Origin of the sequence: Streptomyces sp. NBC_01485 (genome assembly GCF_036227125.1) — a bacterium.
In the GTDB taxonomy this organism is placed as follows: domain Bacteria; phylum Actinomycetota; class Actinomycetes; order Streptomycetales; family Streptomycetaceae; genus Streptomyces.
On the sequence record NZ_CP109435.1, the window covers coordinates 5,714,807 to 5,730,948 of the forward strand.

18 protein-coding genes and 1 tRNA gene are annotated in these 16,142 nt (G+C 70.7%); 16 read left to right on the forward strand and 3 right to left on the reverse strand.

The window, feature by feature from the left end; all coding sequences use genetic code 11:
- Positions 1-142 precede the first annotated feature (142 nt).
- From OG352_RS25880 to OG352_RS25940, 13 genes are all read left to right on the forward strand, one after another.
- Positions 143-538 (forward strand): NADH-quinone oxidoreductase subunit A, encoded by a 396-nt coding sequence (locus tag OG352_RS25880; protein WP_093777357.1) that lies wholly within the window; start codon positions 143-145, stop codon positions 536-538.
- On the forward strand, positions 529-1,266 hold the full coding sequence (locus tag OG352_RS25885; protein ID WP_443072338.1) for an NADH-quinone oxidoreductase subunit B: 738 nt from the start codon (positions 529-531) through the stop codon (positions 1,264-1,266). The genes OG352_RS25880 and OG352_RS25885 overlap by 10 nt, the downstream gene beginning before the upstream one ends.
- Positions 1,263-2,729, forward strand: a complete 1,467-nt coding sequence (locus OG352_RS25890; RefSeq protein WP_329220146.1) for an NADH-quinone oxidoreductase subunit C — start codon at positions 1,263-1,265, stop codon at positions 2,727-2,729. The genes OG352_RS25885 and OG352_RS25890 overlap by 4 nt, the downstream gene beginning before the upstream one ends.
- Complete coding sequence (locus OG352_RS25895; protein WP_329220147.1) at positions 2,726-3,694, forward strand: complex I subunit 1/NuoH family protein; 969 nt, start codon at positions 2,726-2,728, stop codon at positions 3,692-3,694. The genes OG352_RS25890 and OG352_RS25895 overlap by 4 nt, the downstream gene beginning before the upstream one ends.
- Before the next feature lie 2 nt (positions 3,695-3,696).
- A complete protein-coding gene (locus tag OG352_RS25900; protein WP_329220148.1) occupies positions 3,697-4,257 on the forward strand; it encodes a NuoI/complex I 23 kDa subunit family protein in 561 nt (186 codons plus the stop codon).
- Positions 4,254-4,931, forward strand: a complete 678-nt coding sequence (locus OG352_RS25905) for an NADH-quinone oxidoreductase subunit J family protein (protein WP_329220149.1) — start codon at positions 4,254-4,256, stop codon at positions 4,929-4,931. Before OG352_RS25900 ends, OG352_RS25905 begins: the two co-directional genes overlap by 4 nt.
- Positions 4,931-5,332 (forward strand): NADH-quinone oxidoreductase subunit NuoK, encoded by a 402-nt coding sequence (nuoK, locus tag OG352_RS25910; protein ID WP_329220150.1) that lies wholly within the window; start codon positions 4,931-4,933, stop codon positions 5,330-5,332. Before OG352_RS25905 ends, nuoK begins: the two co-directional genes overlap by 1 nt.
- Positions 5,329-7,323 carry an NADH-quinone oxidoreductase subunit 5 family protein gene (locus OG352_RS25915; RefSeq protein ID WP_329220151.1) on the forward strand — a complete coding sequence of 665 codons (1,995 nt, stop codon included), beginning with the start codon at positions 5,329-5,331 and terminating at the stop codon, positions 7,321-7,323. The genes nuoK and OG352_RS25915 overlap by 4 nt, the downstream gene beginning before the upstream one ends.
- A gap of 6 nt (positions 7,324-7,329) precedes the next feature.
- A complete protein-coding gene (locus OG352_RS25920) occupies positions 7,330-8,904 on the forward strand; it encodes a complex I subunit 4 family protein (protein ID WP_329220152.1) in 1,575 nt (524 codons plus the stop codon).
- Positions 8,901-10,439, forward strand: a complete 1,539-nt coding sequence (locus OG352_RS25925) for an NADH-quinone oxidoreductase subunit N (protein ID WP_329220153.1) — start codon at positions 8,901-8,903, stop codon at positions 10,437-10,439. Before OG352_RS25920 ends, OG352_RS25925 begins: the two co-directional genes overlap by 4 nt.
- Positions 10,440-10,644: 205 nt before the next feature.
- Positions 10,645-11,508: a zinc metalloprotease HtpX gene (gene htpX, locus OG352_RS25930; RefSeq protein ID WP_329220154.1), complete on the forward strand. Its 864-nt coding sequence runs from the start codon at positions 10,645-10,647 to the stop codon at positions 11,506-11,508.
- The gene (locus tag OG352_RS25935; protein WP_329220155.1) at positions 11,505-11,897 is read left to right on the forward strand and encodes a YccF domain-containing protein; all 393 of its coding nucleotides are present in this window, start codon (positions 11,505-11,507) and stop codon (positions 11,895-11,897) included. The genes htpX and OG352_RS25935 overlap by 4 nt, the downstream gene beginning before the upstream one ends.
- A gap of 133 nt (positions 11,898-12,030) precedes the next feature.
- Positions 12,031-12,603 (forward strand): SMI1/KNR4 family protein, encoded by a 573-nt coding sequence (locus OG352_RS25940; protein ID WP_329220156.1) that lies wholly within the window; start codon positions 12,031-12,033, stop codon positions 12,601-12,603.
- A gap of 158 nt (positions 12,604-12,761) precedes the next feature.
- Here the strand turns inward: OG352_RS25940 and OG352_RS25945 are convergent, their stop codons facing one another.
- Complete coding sequence (locus OG352_RS25945; RefSeq protein ID WP_329220157.1) at positions 12,762-14,039, reverse strand: APC family permease; 1,278 nt, start codon at positions 14,037-14,039, stop codon at positions 12,762-12,764.
- Positions 14,040-14,224: 185 nt separating this feature from the next.
- Here OG352_RS25945 and OG352_RS25950 point away from each other — a divergent pair, with 185 nt between their 5' ends.
- Positions 14,225-14,491, forward strand: coding sequence for a GlsB/YeaQ/YmgE family stress response membrane protein (locus tag OG352_RS25950; RefSeq protein WP_329220159.1), 267 nt, complete (start codon positions 14,225-14,227; stop codon positions 14,489-14,491).
- Between the two features lie 98 nt (positions 14,492-14,589).
- Here the strand turns inward: OG352_RS25950 and OG352_RS25955 are convergent, their stop codons facing one another.
- Positions 14,590-15,078: a YajQ family cyclic di-GMP-binding protein gene (locus OG352_RS25955; RefSeq protein ID WP_329220160.1), complete on the reverse strand. Its 489-nt coding sequence runs from the start codon at positions 15,076-15,078 to the stop codon at positions 14,590-14,592.
- 223 nt (positions 15,079-15,301) lie between these two features.
- On the opposite strand from OG352_RS25955, the gene OG352_RS25960 reads away from it, so the two are divergent.
- Positions 15,302-15,383, forward strand: a tRNA-Tyr gene (locus OG352_RS25960).
- Positions 15,384-15,474: 91 nt separating this feature from the next.
- Here the strand turns inward: OG352_RS25960 and OG352_RS25965 are convergent.
- Entirely contained in the window at positions 15,475-15,810 is a 336-nt protein-coding gene (locus OG352_RS25965; RefSeq protein ID WP_329220162.1) for a hypothetical protein, read from the reverse strand.
- 98 nt (positions 15,811-15,908) lie between these two features.
- Here OG352_RS25965 and OG352_RS25970 point away from each other — a divergent pair, with 98 nt between their 5' ends.
- Positions 15,909-16,130 (forward strand): hypothetical protein, encoded by a 222-nt coding sequence (locus OG352_RS25970; protein ID WP_329220163.1) that lies wholly within the window; start codon positions 15,909-15,911, stop codon positions 16,128-16,130.
- The last annotated feature ends 12 nt before the right edge of the window (positions 16,131-16,142 follow it).

Genomic DNA, 16,142 nt, shown 5'->3' on the forward strand with positions numbered 1-16,142 from the left:
ACCCCGAGGCGTGACGGGCTGCTTACCGCCCCTTTATCAGGGCCTAGACTCCCGTCCGTACAGATCGTCGAAGACGCGAAGACGCCGAGACGCCAAGACGCTGAGGTCGAAGACGCTGAGGTCAGGGAGCGAGGGAGCGGACGTGCGGGAACCGACCGTCGAAGTCGCGGCGGACTACTTCCAGTCCTATTCCGTCGTCGGACTGCTCGCCGCCGTCGGCGTGCTGTTCGTCGCCGTCGCCTTCGGCGCGGGACGCCTCCTGCGCCCGGTGGTCCCCACCCCCGAGAAGCTCCTGACGTACGAGTGCGGCGTCGACCCCGTCGGCGAGGGCTGGGCCCACACCCAGGTCCGCTACTACGTCTACGCCTTCCTCTACGTGATCTTCGCGGTCGACTCGATCTTCCTCTTCCCCTGGGCGACGGTGTTCGCCCGGGACGGATACGGCGCGACGACGCTCGTCGAGATGTTCATCTTCCTCGGCTTCCTGACCGTGGGCCTGCTGTACGCATACAAGAAGGGCGTCCTGACATGGACGTGACCCCAGACGTGCCTTCCGCAGAAACGACGTCCGCAGATGTGATGTCCTCGGGAGCGAGGCTCTCGGAAGCGACGTCCTCCGAGCCGGTGCTGCTGCCCGAGCCGAAGCGCCTGGGCGTCCTGTCCCGCCTCGCCCCCGAACCCATGAAGGTGGTCCTGAACTGGGGCCGCCGCTACTCGCTCTGGGTCTTCAACTTCGGCCTCGCCTGCTGCGCGATCGAGTTCATCGCCGCCTCGATGGCCCGCCACGACTTCATCCGCCTCGGCGTGATCCCGTTCGCACCCGGCCCGCGCCAGGCCGACCTGATGGTCGTCTCCGGCACGGTCACGGACAAGATGGCCCCGGCCGTGAAACGCCTCTACGAGCAGATGCCCGAGCCGAAGTACGTCATCTCCTTCGGCGCCTGCAGCAACTGCGGCGGCCCCTACTGGGACTCCTACTCCGTGACGAAGGGCGTCGACCAGATCATCCCGGTGGACGTCTACGTACCGGGCTGCCCCCCGCGCCCGGAGGCGCTGCTCCAGGGCATCCTCAAGCTCCAGGAAAAGATCGCGCGCGAGTCCCTGAACGAGCGCTACAGCACCCCCGCCTCCCGCCCGACCACCCCCTCCCGCCCGTCGACAGCGGCTTTGCAAAGCGGCCTGGTGCAGGCACCGCAGCCGCCGCAGTCGCCACAGCCGCTCCCGACCGAGTCTCCTTCGGCACCGGGGGAGGGGGAGGGCCGATGAGCACGGTCGGCTGGCTTCCAGCCCCCGCCGAGGAACTCTTCGGCCCCCGGGCCGCGGCCGAGGAGTCGTACGACGTCCTGACGGTGGACGTCCCCCCGGGCTCCTGGACCGCCGCCCTGCGCGTGGCCCGCGACCGCCTGACCTGCACCTACTTCGACTGGTTGAGCGCGGTCGACGAACCCGGCACGGGCTTCCGGATCTCGGCCCACGTGGTGGCCCTGTCCCCGGTCCGCCGCCTCCTCGTGCGCACGACGATCCCGCACGAGGCACCGACCCTCGCCTCCGCCGTCGACGTCTACGCCGGCGCCGCCTGGCACGAACGCGAGACGCACGAAATGTTCGGCGTCACCTTCGAAGGCCACCCCGCCCTGAACCACCTCCTCCTCCCCGACACCTTCGAAGGCCACCCCCTGCGCAAGGACTTCGTCCTGGCCGCCCGCGTAGCCAAGGCCTGGCCCGGAGCAAAGGAACCCGGCGAGTCCGAACACGGCGCCCCCAAGCGCCGCCAAATGCTCCCCCCAGGCGTCCCCGACCCCAACGAATGGGGCCCCCTGAAGGGCCAACTCCCCCCGGCCCTGACCCGCCCCACCCGAGCAGCAGCAGGCCGCACACCAGGCGACCGCCCGACCCGCCGCCCGACGACAACACCGGCCACGCCGGCGACCGAGCCGACCGCAACGACTCCGCCGACCGCAACGACTCCGCCGACCGCCTCGACTCCGGGAACCCCGGCCGCCCCGGCAGGCCCCCGCCGAGCCCGAAGCGCAAGCGCAGGCTCGGCGTCACAGCGGACGGCGGCCCCGGAGCCCGCAGATAGTGCGGGAGCCGCAGGAGCCGCAGGAGCTGCGGGAGCTGCGGGCGCCGCAGGAGCCAGGGGAGCTAGGGGAGCCGCACGAGCCGAGAACGCCACGGACGCGGAGCCCACCGCTCCCGAACCGACCCCGCAGCCCCCAGCAGCCCCGCGCCGCGCACGCAGCGCCTCCCAGGGCTCGGCCTCCCAGCACACCCAGCCCCCGACGACCTCCCCCGACACCCCCACGCCCCCCCGAAGCTCCGACGCCCCGTGGCACCACGCCCGCCCAGCATTCGACGAGTCGGAGCCGGAGTCAAAGTCGGAGCCGGAGCCGGAGTCGGAGTCGAAGCCGACCCTGGGCGAGAAGCGGGAGCAGGAGCACGAGCAGGAGCAGGAGCAGGAGCAGAAGGCGAAAACGGCCCCGAGACAGCAGCCCGAGCCAAACTCCGAGCCGGATCCCGAGCCCGCGTCGGCAGCCCAACCCAAGCCAGCTCCGCACCGAACCACGCCCGAGCAGCTGGCCACAGTCAAGAAGCCGTCGCCCACCGAAGGCACCGAAGGCACAGCCGACGCCGAAGGCACAGCCGACACGGACAGCGACACCGACGCCGAAGGCACCGCCGCCCCCGACCGCCCCGCCCCCGAAGACCCCACAGGAGGCCAGCAGTGAACGACGCTCTCGACGTCGCCCTGCGACTCCTGGTCGTCTTCGTCGTCTTCCTCACCTTCCCCCTGATCGTCGGTCAGACCGAGCACAAGGTGATGGCCCACATGCAGGGCCGCCTGGGTCCGATGTACGCGGGTGGCTTCCACGGCTGGGCCCAGCTCATCGCGGACGGTGTGAAGTTCGCGCAGAAGGAGGACATCGTCCCCGCGGGCGCGGACCGCCGTATCTTCCAGCTCGCCCCTGCCGTAGCCCTCCTCCCGTATCTCCTCGTTCTCCTCGCCATCCCCGTCGGCCCGGGCGAGGGCGCCGTCGGCCAGGTCCTGGACGCTGGCATCTTCTTCGTGCTCGCCGTGATGGGCGTCGGTGTCCTCGGCTCCCTCATGGCCGGCTGGGCCAGTGCCAACAAGTTCTCCCTCCTCGGCGGCCTGCGCACCGCCGCTCAACTCCTCGCCTACGAACTTCCGATGCTGCTCACCGCCGCCTCGGTCGCGATGGCGGCCGGCACGGTCTCCCTGCCCGGCATCGTCGACGCCTTCGAGTGGTGGTGGCTGCCCTGGCAGATCACCGGCGCGATCGTCTTCTTCGTCGCCGGCCTCGCCGAACTCCAGCGCCCGCCCTTCGACATGCCCGTCGCCGACTCGGAGATCATCTTCGGCGCGTACACCGAGTACACCGGTCTGCGGTTCGCCCTCTTCCTCCTCGCCGAGTACGCCGGAATCGTCGTCCTGTGCGGCCTGACCACCGTCCTCTTCCTGGGCGGCTGGCACGGCCCCTGGGGCGCCGACGGCCTCGGCTGGGTCTGGACCCTCCTCAAGTCGGCCGTCCTCGCCTTCGTCGTGATCTGGCTCCGCGTCACCTACCCCCGCCTGCGCGAGGACCAGCTCCAGAAGCTGTCCTGGACGCTCCTCGTTCCCCTCTCCCTCGCCCAGATCGCCGTCACCGGCGTCGTCAAGGTGGTGATCCAGTAACCATGGCCCCCCTTCCCGGTAGTGGCCTCGCCAAAGGCCTGGCCGTCACCCTCCGTACGATGACGCGCAAGTCCGTCACCGCGCAGTACCCGGACGCCCAGCCCGACCTCCCGCCCCGCAGCCGAGGCGTGATCGGACTGTTCGAGGAGAACTGCACGGTCTGCATGCTGTGCGCCCGAGAGTGCCCCGACTGGTGCATCTACATCGACTCCCACAAGGAGACGGTCCCGGCCGCCGCCCCGGGGGGCCGCGAGCGCAGCCGCAACGTCCTCGACCGCTTCGCCATCGACTTCGCCCTGTGCATGTACTGCGGTATCTGCATCGAGGTCTGTCCTTTCGACGCCCTGTTCTGGTCCCCGGAGTTCGAGTACGCCGAGACCGACATCCTCGAACTCACCCACGAACGCGACAAGCTCCGCGAGTGGATGTGGACGGTCCCGGCCCCGCCCGCCCTCGACCCCGCCGCCGAGGAGCCGAAGGAGATCGCGGCCGCCCGCAAGACGGCCGAGAAGCTGGCGGCGGCCAAGGCCGAGCCGGACGAAGCCCAGGGAGGATCATCGTGACCCTCGCTCAGGCACCCCACGGCTTCCTTTCCCCGACCGGCGTGGAGATCGCCTTCCTCCTCGTCGGCCTGGTCACCTTCGGCGCCGCCCTCGTCACCGTCACCACCAAACAGCTGGTGCACGCCGCCCTGTGGCTCGTGGTCGCCCTCGGCGGCCTCGCCGTCGAGTACCTCCTGCTCACCGCCGAGTTCATCGCCTGGGTGCAGGTCCTCATCTATGTCGGTTCCGTCGTCGTGCTCCTCCTCTTCGGTCTGATGCTCACCAAGGCCCCCATCGGCCGCTCCCCGGACGCGGACTCCGGCAACCGCTGGGCCGCCCTCACGGTCGCCGTCGCCGCGGCCGCCGCCCTGATCTGGGTGGTCGTCGACGCCTTCCGAGCCACCTGGATCGACTTGGACGGCCCCGCCGCCGGCTCCACCGAGGTCACCGGAGCGAGCCTCTTCCAGCACTGGGTCCTCCCCTTCGAGGCCCTCTCCGTCCTCCTCCTCGCGGCACTGGTCGGCGCGATCGTCCTGTCCCGCAAGGCGACGGCGGAGTCGAGCTCTCCCCCTGTGAACTCCCGAACCACCACCAAGAGTTCCCAGACCGTCACGGAGAGTTCCGAAAATTCCGGGAACCCCTCCTCCGTCCCGGACACCCGGAAGAACCCGGCGGAGCAGGAAGGCGCCCACTGATGCACCTCGCCTATCCCGCCGTCCTCTCCGCCCTCCTCTTCTGCACCGGCCTGTACGGCGTCCTCGCCCGCCGGAACGCGATCCTGGTCCTGATGTCGGTCGAGCTGATGCTCAACGCCGTCAACCTCAACCTCGTCGCCTTCGACGTCTGGCTCAGCAAAGCCGCCGAGGAGACCCTGCACTCCGGCCAGGCCCTGACCCTGTTCACCATCGCCATCGCCGCCGCCGAGATCGGCATCGGACTGGCGATCGTCCTCGCCGTCCACCGCAATCGCGGCACCGCGGACATCGACCGGCTCCGCGACACCGCCGAGGGCCACGAGAACCCCGCCGCCGGCGGCCCCGACAGCGACACCCCCGCGACCGGAACGGCCGCCGAGAAGGCTGAGGCCACCGCGTGACCACGACCACCCTCGCCGTCCTCGTCCCCCTCCTGCCGTTCCTGGGCGCCGCCGCCGGACTGCTCCTGGGCGGCACCGCCCCCGGATTCGTCCGCCCCCTCGCCGTCCTGCCGACCCTCGCCGCCCTCGTACTGGCCGCCGTCGTCGCCGTACGCCAGGGCGGGAACGCCGCCGTCGACGCGGCCACCGAACTGACCCCCACCGGATCCGTCCCGGTCGAACTCGCCCTGCACATCGACGGCTTCGCCGCCCTCGTCGCCGTCCTGGTCGGCATGGTCGCCACCTGCGTGCAGATCTACTCGACCGGCTACCTCCGCGAGGACCCGCGCTACCCCTCCTACGCCGCGCTCGTCTCCCTCTTCACCTCCGCGATGTTCCTGGTCGTCTACTCCGGCGACCTGATCGTGCTGCTGGTCGGCTGGGAAGTCATGGGCATCTGCTCCTACTTCCTGGTCGGCCACTACTGGGAGACCCCGGAGGCCCGCGCCGCCTCCATCAAGGCCTTCCTCGTCACCAAACTCGGCGACGTCCCCTTCCTCATCGGCCTGTTCGCCCTCGCCACCGACGCCGGCTCCTTCCAGATCACGAAGGTCCTCGGCGCCGTCGCCCACGACGGACTCGACCACCCGACCCTCGTCGCCCTGCTGCTCCTCGCGGGCGTGGCCGGCAAATCCGCCCAGTTCCCGCTGCACACCTGGCTCCCTGACGCGATGGCGGGCCCCACGCCCGTCTCCGCGCTGATCCACGCCGCGACGATGGTCGCCGCCGGTGTCTACTTCGTCGCCCGCCTCCTCCCGGTCTTCGAGGCCTCCTCGGCCGCGATGGTGGTCCTCGCCGTGATGGCCGCCGTCACGATGGTCGGCTCGGGCCTGGCCGCGCTCGCCCAGGACGACATCAAACGCGTCCTCGCCTACTCGACGATGGGCCAGCTCGGCTACATGACCGGCGCCCTCGCCGTCGGCGACCGCGGCGCCGCCGTCTTCCACCTCCTCTCGCACGGCGCCTTCAAGGCGCTGCTGTTCCTTGCGGCCGGCGTGATCATCCACGCCGCCGGCACCAACTCGCTGGCCGCCATGTCCCGCATGAGCCACCTGCGCGACCGCGTCCCCGACGCCTACTGGACGATGACCGTGGCGCTCCTCGCGCTCGCCGCGATCCCGCCGTTCAGCGGCTTCTTCTCCAAGGAGTCCGTGCTCGGCGCCGCCGAGCACGTCACCGCCGGCCACACCGAGCACGCCCCCGGCGCCGCCGGCTGGCTCGTCCTCGTCGCAGGCCTGATCACCGCCCTTCTCACGGCCGCCTACGCGACCCGTCTGTGGCTGCTGACCTTCCGCGGCCGGGGCGCCGAGGCCCCCGACCACGGCCGCCAGCCCCTGAGCATGACCGTGGTGCTGTGGGTCCTGGCCGTCCCGTCCCTCGCCCTCGGCGGGCTCGCCTACCGCACCCTCCCCGACTGGTTCGACGGCAACGACCTCGCGCCCACCCTCACCACCTCCGTCCTCGGCACGGGCGTGGCCCTGGCCGGCGGACTCCTCACGTACGCCGCCTGGCGCCACCTCGCCGGGCTCGCCGCCCGCGTCCCGATCGGCGCGGTCGCCGCGCACCCCGAGGGCGACGCCGCCCACGTCGAGGCCGAGGCCGTCGCGACGCACGCGCCCGCCTACGGAGACGTGGCCTCCGCCCCCGACCCTGCGGACCCCGGACGGCTCCTGCTCGGCCCGCTGCACCGCCACGCGGCAGTCGGCTTCCACCTCGACGCCGCCTACCAGGCGCTGTTCGTCCGCCCCGTCCAGGCCGCCGCGAGCCTCGTACGGTTCCTGGACCGCGAGGTCGTCGACACCTACGTGCGCGGCGCGGGCGCCCTGCCGCGCTGGCTGGGGGCCGCCGTACGGCGCGCCCAGACCGGCAACGTCCAGACCTATGTGAGCGCGCTGCTCGCCGGCACCGTCGTCCTGGCGGTCGCCGCCCTTCTCGTCGCCTCGGGAGCGTGAGCAGGCGTGATCGATATCAACGAGTCCGTGATGCAGGTCCTTCTGGCGTTCATCGTCGTCGGCCCGCTCCTGGGCGCCGCCGCCGCTCTCCTGCCGGCCCCGCCCGGGCTGAAGGGGAAGTCACCCGAGCAGGCCGTGCTGCGGCACGGCGTGACCGTGACCGGCGTGATCCTCATCGCCGCGATCGCCCTCACGCTCGGCTTCGACCACGGCCATCCGTCGAAGATGCAGGCCAGCACGGACATCAGCTGGATCCCGGCACTCGACGTGCGCATCCACCTCGGCATCGACGGCATCTCCCTCCCCCTCGTGGTCCTGACCGCGCTGCTGACCTTCCTCTGCGCGCTCTACTCCTACTTCAAGATGCCTACGGGCCCGTCCCCGAAGGCCTTCGTCGCGCTCGTGCTCGTGCTCGAGTCCGGCACCCTCGCGACCTTCGCCGTCCTCGACCTGCTGCTGTTCTTCCTCGCCTTCGAGATGGTCCTCATCCCGATGTACTTCCTCATCGCCCGCTGGGGCGGCGCGGGCCGGACCCAGGCGGCCTGGAAGTTCATCCTCTTCACGCTGCTCGGATCCGTGGTCATGCTGCTCGGCCTGCTCCTGATCGGAATCAAGGCGGGCACGTTCGACATGATGGCACTCGCCACTGACAACGGCCGGTCGCTGACCACATCCGTGCAGGTCATCGCCGTTCTGGCGATCGGGATCGGGCTCGCGGTGAAGACCCCGATGTGGCCCCTGCACAGCTGGCTGCCCGACGCCCACACCGCCGCCCCGACCGTCGGCTCGGTCCTGCTGGCCGGCGTGATGCTGAAGATGGGCACGTACGGGTTCGTCCGGATTCTCCTCCCGGTCGCACCCGACGGCTTCCGCGTCTTCGCGCCCTACCTCGCCGCCTTCGCCGTCGTCGGGATCATCTACGGATCCCTGGCCTGCCTGGCCCTCGCCAAGCAGGGCGCGAAGGGCGACCTCAAGCGCCTGATCGCCTACTCCTCCGTCGGCCACATGGGCTTCGTCCTGCTCGGCATCGCGACCATGACCCCGACCGGCGTGAACGGCGCCCTGTTCGCCAACATCGCCCACGGCCTCATCACCGGCCTCCTGTTCTTCCTGGTCGGAGCCCTGAAGGACCGAACCGGCACGACCGACCTGGACACCCTCGCCGAGCAGACCGGCGCCGCGCTGTACGGCAGGACGCCCCGCCTCGGCGGCCTCCTCGCCTTCGCCGCCGTCGCCTCGCTCGGCCTGCCGGGCCTCGCCGGGTTCTGGGGCGAGATGCTGGCCCTGTTCGGCGCCTTCGACCCCGCCGACGGCCTCAGCCGCCCCGCCTTCCTCACCTTCATGGCGATCGCCGCGTTCGGCACCCTGCTGACGGCCGCCTACCTGCTCGTCGTGGTCCGCCGCGTCTGCATGGGCGCCGTCCCTCAGGACGCCCCGCGCCTCGCCGACGTACAGATCTACGAGTTCGCGGCCTGGACTCCGCTCGTCGCCCTCACCGTCGTCGCCGGCCTGTGGCCGAAGATCCTCCTCGGCCTGACCGACCCGGCCGTGCAGCAGCTCCTCGCAGGAGGCACCCGATGAGCTCCCTGGCCCAGCCGCCGGCCGTCCAGGCCCTGGCCGAATCGGTGGTCCAGTCCGTCGACTGGCAGGCCATCGCGCCGCCCACCCTCGCGGCGGTCGTCGCGCTCGTCGTCCTCGTCGCCGACCTCTTCGTCGGCGACGCCCGCAAGCCGCTCCTCGGCTGGCTCTCCGTCGCGGGCCTCGCGGCCTCCACGGCCCTGCTTCTGCCCCTCCTGGACGGCGACCGCTCCACCTTCTGCCTCACCGGCGACCCGAGCGCGTGCAGCTACACCGCAGACCGCTTCACCCTGGTCATCCAGTTCCTGGTGCTCGGGGGAGCGCTGCTGTCGGCCCTACTGTCCGTCACCGCCCTGAAGGACGCGCGCGGGAGACTCCCCGAAGGGGAGTTCTGGTTCCTGCTGCTGTCCTCCGCCGCAGGCGCCGCCCTGCTGCCCGCCTCCCGCGACCTCGCCACCCTCGTCGTCGCCCTGGAGGTCGCCTCCCTGCCCGCCTTCGCCCTCGTCGGCATCCGGCACGGCGACCGCCGGTCCTCCGAGGCGGCCCTGAAGTTCTTCCTGTCGTCCGTCACCGCGACCACCGTCAGCCTCCTGGGCATCAGTTTCGTGTACGCGACGACCGGAACCCTCTACCTCACCCAGGTGGCCGACCGCATCCAGCACGTCGACGGCCAACTGCACACCCTGGCCCAGACCGGCGTGGTCCTCACCCTCATCGGCTTCGCCTTCAAGACGGCCGCCGTCCCCTTCCACTTCTGGGTCCCCGACACCTACGTCGGCGCCCCCCTGCCCATCGCCGCCTACCTGTCGGTCGTCGGCAAGGCGGTCGGCTTCTCGGGCCTCATCCTCGTCACCGTCATCGGCTTCCCCTCGTACGCCGACGTCTGGGGCCCCGCCCTCGCCGCGCTGGCCGCCCTCACCATGACCGCCGGCAACGTCGGCGCCCTCCGCCAGCAGGCCACGCGCGCGTACAGCGCCGTACGCCTCCTCGCCTGGTCCTCCGTCGGCCAGGCCGGCTACCTCCTCGTGCCGATCGCCGCCGCCGCGTACTCCGACGACGCCGAGCACGCGATCGGCTCCACCGTCGCGTACGCCCTCATGTACGCCGCCGTGAACCTCGGCGCCTTCGCGGTGGCCGCCCTGGTGGGCCGTACGAGCACGACGAACCGGATCACGGACTACCGGGGCCTGTACGCCAGAAACCCCCTGGCAGCCCTCCTCCTGGCCTTCTTCCTGCTCTGCCTCGCAGGACTGCCGCCCGGCATCATCGGCCTCTTCGCGAAGGTCACCGTCTTCGCGGCGGCCGTCGACGCGGGCCTCGGCTGGCTCGCCGTCGTCATGGCCGTCAACGTCGTGATCGCCCTGTACTACTACCTCCAGTGGACGGCCCTCCTCTTCCGCACCCCCGAGGGCGAGCCGGAGAAGCACCGCGTCCCCGCCCCCCTCACCGCCGCGATCGCCCTCACCGCGGCCCTCGGCATCGCCCTGTCCGGAGCACCCCAACTGGTCCTGCGCTTCGCCGACACCGGCCTCTTCTGAACCCTCACGCGCGCGTGCGCCCCCCTGTCCTCACCCGGACAGCCCACCCCCCTGCCCGCAGGCACAAGGGAACTAGTGCCTCCCGCCTGGCGTTGACCAGTACGGGAGGGTGCACTGGATGCGACACCACGACACCAGTGCCACCGGAGAACAGCAAGATCCGCAAGCAAAGGGTTCCCCTGCTGCACGACTTGGAGGGCGTACCGTGCACCGCCGGCACAACGGGCTCAGGACCGCAGTACTCCTCGGGGGACTGTCGGCGCTCATCATCGTCATCGGCAGCTTCTTCGGACGCGCGGGGCTCGTGATCGCGGTCCTGATCGCGCTCGGCACCAACGCGTACGCGTACTGGAACAGCGACAAGCTGGCGCTACGCGCGATGCGCGCCCGTCCGGTGAGCGAGTTCGAGGCCCCCGCCCTCTACCGGATGGTCCGCGAGCTCTCCACCCAGGCGCGTCAGCCCATGCCCCGCCTCTACATCTCCCCGACCGAGGCGCCCAACGCCTTCGCGACCGGCCGCAACCCGCGCAACGCCGCCGTGTGCTGCACCGACGGCATCCTGCGCCTCCTCGACGAGCGCGAACTGCGCGGTGTCATCGGCCATGAGCTCAGCCACGTCTACAACCGGGACATCCTCATCTCCTCGGTCGCCGGCGCGCTCGCCTCCGTGATCATGTTCCTGGTCAACTTCGCCTGGCTGATCCCGATCGGCCGCTCCGACGACGACGACGGCCCCGGCATCCTCGGCATGCTCCTGATCATGATCCTGGGCCCGCTCGCCGCAGGCCTCATCCAACTCGCCATCAGCCGCTCCCGGGAGTACGAGGCGGACGCCTCCGGCGCCCAGCTCACCGGTGACCCCCTGGCCCTCGCCAGCGCACTGCGCAAACTGGAGACCGGCACCAAGCAGCTTCCGCTGCCCCCGGAGCCCCGCATCGAGACCGCGAGCCACATGATGATCGCTAACCCCTTCCGCCCGGGCCAGGGAATCTCCAAAATGTTCTCGACACACCCGCCGATGGCGGACCGTATCGCCCGGCTCGAGAAAATGGCAGGTCGCCCCCAGTGAAGACCATCCTCAACATCATCTGGCTGATCCTGAGCGGCTTCTGGCTGTTCCTCGGCTACGTGCTCGCGGGCGCGCTGCTCTGCATCACGATCATCGGCATCCCCTTCGGCATCGCTGCATTCCGTATCGGGATGTACGCCCTCTGGCCCTTCGGCTACACGACGGTCGAGCGCCGCGACGCGGGCGCGCCCTCCTGCCTGGGCAACGTGCTCTGGCTGGTCCTCGCCGGCTGGTGGCTGGCCATCGGCCACATCGTCACCGGCTTCCTCCTCTGCCTGACCATCATCGGAATTCCGTTCGGCATCGCGAACTTCAAGCTCATTCCCGTCTCGCTGTTCCCGCTGGGCCGCGAAATCGTGCGCACCGACCAGCCGTTCGCGTCGCGCTGACGGCGCGAGCCCGACCCGCACGTCGTCCACCACCAGTCCGCCGGTCCGGGTTCCAGGGCGGCCCGGTTGTCCACAACGGGCGAGTTACCCACAGGCCCGCCCGATTGTCAGTGGCGGCTTGCATCATGAACGCATGACCGAGAACGAGCAGTTGCTGGCAAGGGTGGCGGCCAAGGCGGCCACCACCCGCCCGTGGGGGTGGCCTTCGCTCCCCGACCCCGTGGACGAGGCCAGCCTCTCCCGAGCCGAGGCCACCCTCGGCTTCCGCCTGCCCCCACTGCTCGCCGCCCTCTACCTGCGTATAGGAGACGGCGGATTCGGCCCGGAGTACGGCCTGCTGCCCCTGCTCGACAGCCCTCCAGCCGGCGAACCCGCCGCCGTCACCCAGTACCTCGCCAACCGCGAGAGCGGACGCCAGGACCCCGACTGGCCCTGGCCCGAGGGCGTCCTGCCGATATCCCACTGGGGCTGTGCCATGTACGCGTGCGTGGACTGCCACTCCCCACAGGCGTCGGTCCTGCTCTTCGAACCGAACCCGGGCGATCCCGACCACGCCTGGTTCGTCGACGCCCTCAGCCTCACGGACTGGCTGCACGCCTGGCTCGACGGCACCGGCTGGTACGACGCCATGGACGAGGACCTGAGCCCGACCCCCTGGACCGAGTTCCGCATACGCACGTCGGCGCCCCGGGTCCCGTCGCCGTAGAAAGCATCGACGCCGTAGACGCGGTAAGCGCGGTAGCGATCGGCTGCCGGGCACGTGTTGATCGGAAGCCGGAGGCATTCCACCGTCGTACGGGTTGCCGCGTGTCCGCCCTGGCCCGCGCAGCGCCCTTCCTCGTCCCCCTCCCCGTCGCCGTACGGCTATCGCGCGCCCGCCCATCTCCGTCGTACCCCGTACGCGACCGCGCCCACAGTCAGCACCCCCGCCCCCACGACCACCGAAGTCCCCGGTAGCGCGAACGCGAGGACCACGCAACCCAGGAACCCCACCGCTGGCAGCGCCCGCTGCGCCGGGGCCGAATCCAGCGTCCAGGCCGACGCGTTGGCCACCGCGTAGTACGCCAGCACACCGAAGGAGGAGAACCCGATCGCGCCTCGCACGTCCACCGTGGCGGCCAGGACCGCGACCACCGCGCCCACGGCGAGTTCGGCCCGGTGCGGTACCTGGAAGCGCGGATGAACGGCCGACAGAGCACCGGGCAGGTGCCCGTCTCTCGCCATCGCCAGCGTCGTGCGCGAGACGCCCAGGACGAGGGCGAGGAGCGAGCCCAGCGCGGCCACGGCGGCCCCGACCCGCACCACCGGCACCAGACCGGGCACTCCCGCCGCCCGCACCGCGTCCGCCAGCGGCGCGCCCGCCGACCCGAGACCGTCCGCCCCGAGCACGGAAAGGACAGCGACCGCCACACACGCGTACACGGCCAGCGTGATGCCCAGGGCCAGCGGGATCGCGCGAGGGATGGTGCGCGAAGGGTCCCGCACCTCCTCGCCGAGGGTCGCGATGCGCGCGTACCCCGCGAAGGCGAAGAACAGCAGACCGGCGGCCTGCAGCACCCCGCCGACGCCCTCGGAGACCCCGACGTCCAGCCGCCCCACGTCGGAGGCGTCGGACCCCAGACACACGACCACCACGGAAGCGAGGACCGCCAGGACCACCGTCACGATCGTCCGCGTCAGCCAGGCCGACTTCTGGATGCCGCCGTAGTTCACCGCGGTCAGCGCCACCACCGCCGCGGCCGCCACCGCGTGCGCCTGCCCCGGCCAGACGTACGCCCCGACCGTCAGCGCCATCGCCGCACAGGAGGCCGTCTTCCCGACCACGAACGACCAGCCCGCCAGATACCCCCAGAACGCGCCGAGCCGCTCGCGCCCGTACACGTACGTGCCGCCCGAGGCCGGATACAGCGCGGCGAGTCGCGCCGACGACATGGCGTTGCAGTAGGCGACCAGAGCGGCGAGCGCGAGTCCGAGCAGCAGCCCGGAGCCCGCGGCGTGCGCGGCGGGAGCGAGCGCGGCGAAGACGCCGGCACCGATCATCGAGCCGAGCCCGATGACCACGGCGTCGCCGACGCCCAGCGTCCGCCGCAGCTCGGAGGGCGGTCCGGCAGGCGATCCGGCGGCCGATCCGGACTGTGTCATGGTCCGCACCCTACTGATCGACGGAACCGCCGGGTGCCGTCGAGACGTCGTCCTGATCAACACGGCACGAACCCGCGTGCGACGAAGGGCGCGGGGCGCGTCGAGACGAGCACGGTCCGTCCGGAGCGAGCGACATCACACTGCCCGGACAGCACGGGCACAGCACGGAAGGGCAGGTTCAGAGCATGGGCATCGTCAGCTGGATCATCCTGGGGCTGTTGGCCGGAGTCATCGCCAAGGTCCTGCTGCCGGGGCGGGACCCGGGCGGCTTCATCGGTACGACCCTCATCGGCGTCGCGGGCGCGTTCATCGGCGGCTGGATATCGGCCCGCTGGCTGGACCACCCCGTCACCAAGGACTTCTACGACGGCGCCACCTGGGCCGCGGCGATCGGCGGTTCGCTGGTGCTCCTGATCGTCTACCGGCTGCTGTTCGGCAACTCGCGTGACTGACCGCAGTCCTGAGCAGTCCTGAGCCGTCCTGAACGCAGCCCCGGGCGCGGCCGGGAGAACCAGAAGGGTGGGCACCCGTCGGGCGCCCACCCGGCCGACTACCGGTAGTTCACGAACTGCAGCGCGAAGTCGAAGTCCTGGCCCTTGAGCAGGGCGATGATGGTCTGCAGGTCATCGCGGCTCTTGGAGCTGACGCGCAGTTCCTCGCCCTGCACCTGGGCCTTCACGCCCTTGGGGCCCTCGTCGCGGATGAGCTTGGCGACCTTCTTCGCGTTGTCCTGGGAGATGCCCTCCTTGATCTCCGCGAAGAGCTTGTACTCCTTGCCGGAGAGCTGGGGCTCGCCCGCGTCCAGCGCCTTCAGCGAGATCCCGCGCTTGATCAGCTTGGACTGGAAGACATCGAGGACGGCGTTCACCCGGTCCTCGGAGTTCGCCTCCATCAGGATCTTGTCACCGGACCACGAGATCGAGGCGCCGACGCCCTTGAAGTCGTAGCGCTGCGAGATCTCCTTGGCGGCCTGGTTGAGGGCGTTGTCGACCTCCTGCCGCTCGACCTTCGAGACGATGTCGAAACTGGAGTCGGCCATGTCCTGTGGCTCCTTGTATCAGGGTGCGTGTCGGGTGCGTATCGGCGTACGTGGGGTGACGCCGAGCCCGGCGTGAGCCCGGGCCGCATCCGGCCAAGCCTAGCCACCCCACTCCCTCCGGGCGCCGAGGAATCAGGTGGCGAAGCACCCCTGGGTATCGGGTATCGTTTACGTCGTTGCCAGGGAGCACCGCCGAAAAGCGGTTCGAATAGGCAGCAAACCCGGCGGTGTGCCCGAGCGGCCAAAGGGAGCAGACTGTAAATCTGCCGGCTCAGCCTACCCAGGTTCGAACCCTGGCGCCGCCACGCTGAGAGAGGAAACCCCTCCGTACTGCGGAAACGCAGTACGGAGGGGTTTCTTTGTGTGTGGGGGAAGGGTGCGGGGGCGACTCGCGTTTCATGCTCGCTTGGGAGGGGCTTCCGGACTGCCCGGTGTCTCCTCCGGGCGGGGCTTCGCCGGCCTTTTCGCCTCGGCTTTCATCTCGGCTTTCACCTCCGCCTCGACGTCGTTGCGCGGTTTGTTCTCGTCCTTGGCGTGCTCGGTCACCGCGGCCTGGGCGTCGCGGGCGAGGTCGCGCCAGGCGCGCCAGGCGGTTTCGTAGGTGTCGGTCTGGGTCTCCGACCAGGGGGCGGCCGTGGGCGCGCCGTAGGCGTCCCGCAGCTCTTCGACCCTCGCGTGTGCCTCGTCGGCCGCGCGCTGCTTCTCCACGAGTTCCTCGAAGGTATGTGCCACGTGTACGGATGCTAGGGAGGCGACCGCACTTCCGCGCGGTGAGCGGGGCGCGTCCCGCCAGGGGGTACCCGCGTGGCCCACTGGGGCAGACTGGCCCCATGTCCAGCGCGTCCAGCCGTCGTAGAACCTGTCCCGAGTGCCGTCGCGAGATCGCCGTCGTCGCGGGACGGTTCGCCCGGCACGACCCGCCCGGGGCGCGGGAGAGCTGGGAGCTGGTCTCCTGCCCCGGCTCCCGCAGGACCGCACAACTGGGCGCGGTACAACCGTCGTTGGACGGCTATGTCGTCCCGGAGTTCCCCGGACAGTTGCCCCTCTTCTAGCCTTCCGGCGGG

Coding starts and splice junctions, on each gene's coding strand:
- OG352_RS25885 (WP_443072338.1), top strand. CDS start 529: ATGGACGTGACCCCAGACGTGCCTTCCGCAGAAACGACGTCCGCAGAT.
- OG352_RS25890 (WP_329220146.1), top strand. CDS start 1,263: ATGAGCACGGTCGGCTGGCTTCCAGCCCCCGCCGAGGAACTCTTCGGC.
- OG352_RS25900 (WP_329220148.1), top strand. CDS start 3,697: ATGGCCCCCCTTCCCGGTAGTGGCCTCGCCAAAGGCCTGGCCGTCACC.
- nuoK (WP_329220150.1), top strand. CDS start 4,931: ATGCACCTCGCCTATCCCGCCGTCCTCTCCGCCCTCCTCTTCTGCACC.
- OG352_RS25925 (WP_329220153.1), top strand. CDS start 8,901: ATGAGCTCCCTGGCCCAGCCGCCGGCCGTCCAGGCCCTGGCCGAATCG.
- OG352_RS25940 (WP_329220156.1), top strand. CDS start 12,031: ATGACCGAGAACGAGCAGTTGCTGGCAAGGGTGGCGGCCAAGGCGGCC.
- OG352_RS25945 (WP_329220157.1), bottom strand. CDS start 14,039: ATGACACAGTCCGGATCGGCCGCCGGATCGCCTGCCGGACCGCCCTCC.
- OG352_RS25950 (WP_329220159.1), top strand. CDS start 14,225: ATGGGCATCGTCAGCTGGATCATCCTGGGGCTGTTGGCCGGAGTCATC.
- OG352_RS25955 (WP_329220160.1), bottom strand. CDS start 15,078: ATGGCCGACTCCAGTTTCGACATCGTCTCGAAGGTCGAGCGGCAGGAG.
- OG352_RS25970 (WP_329220163.1), top strand. CDS start 15,909: ATGTCCAGCGCGTCCAGCCGTCGTAGAACCTGTCCCGAGTGCCGTCGC.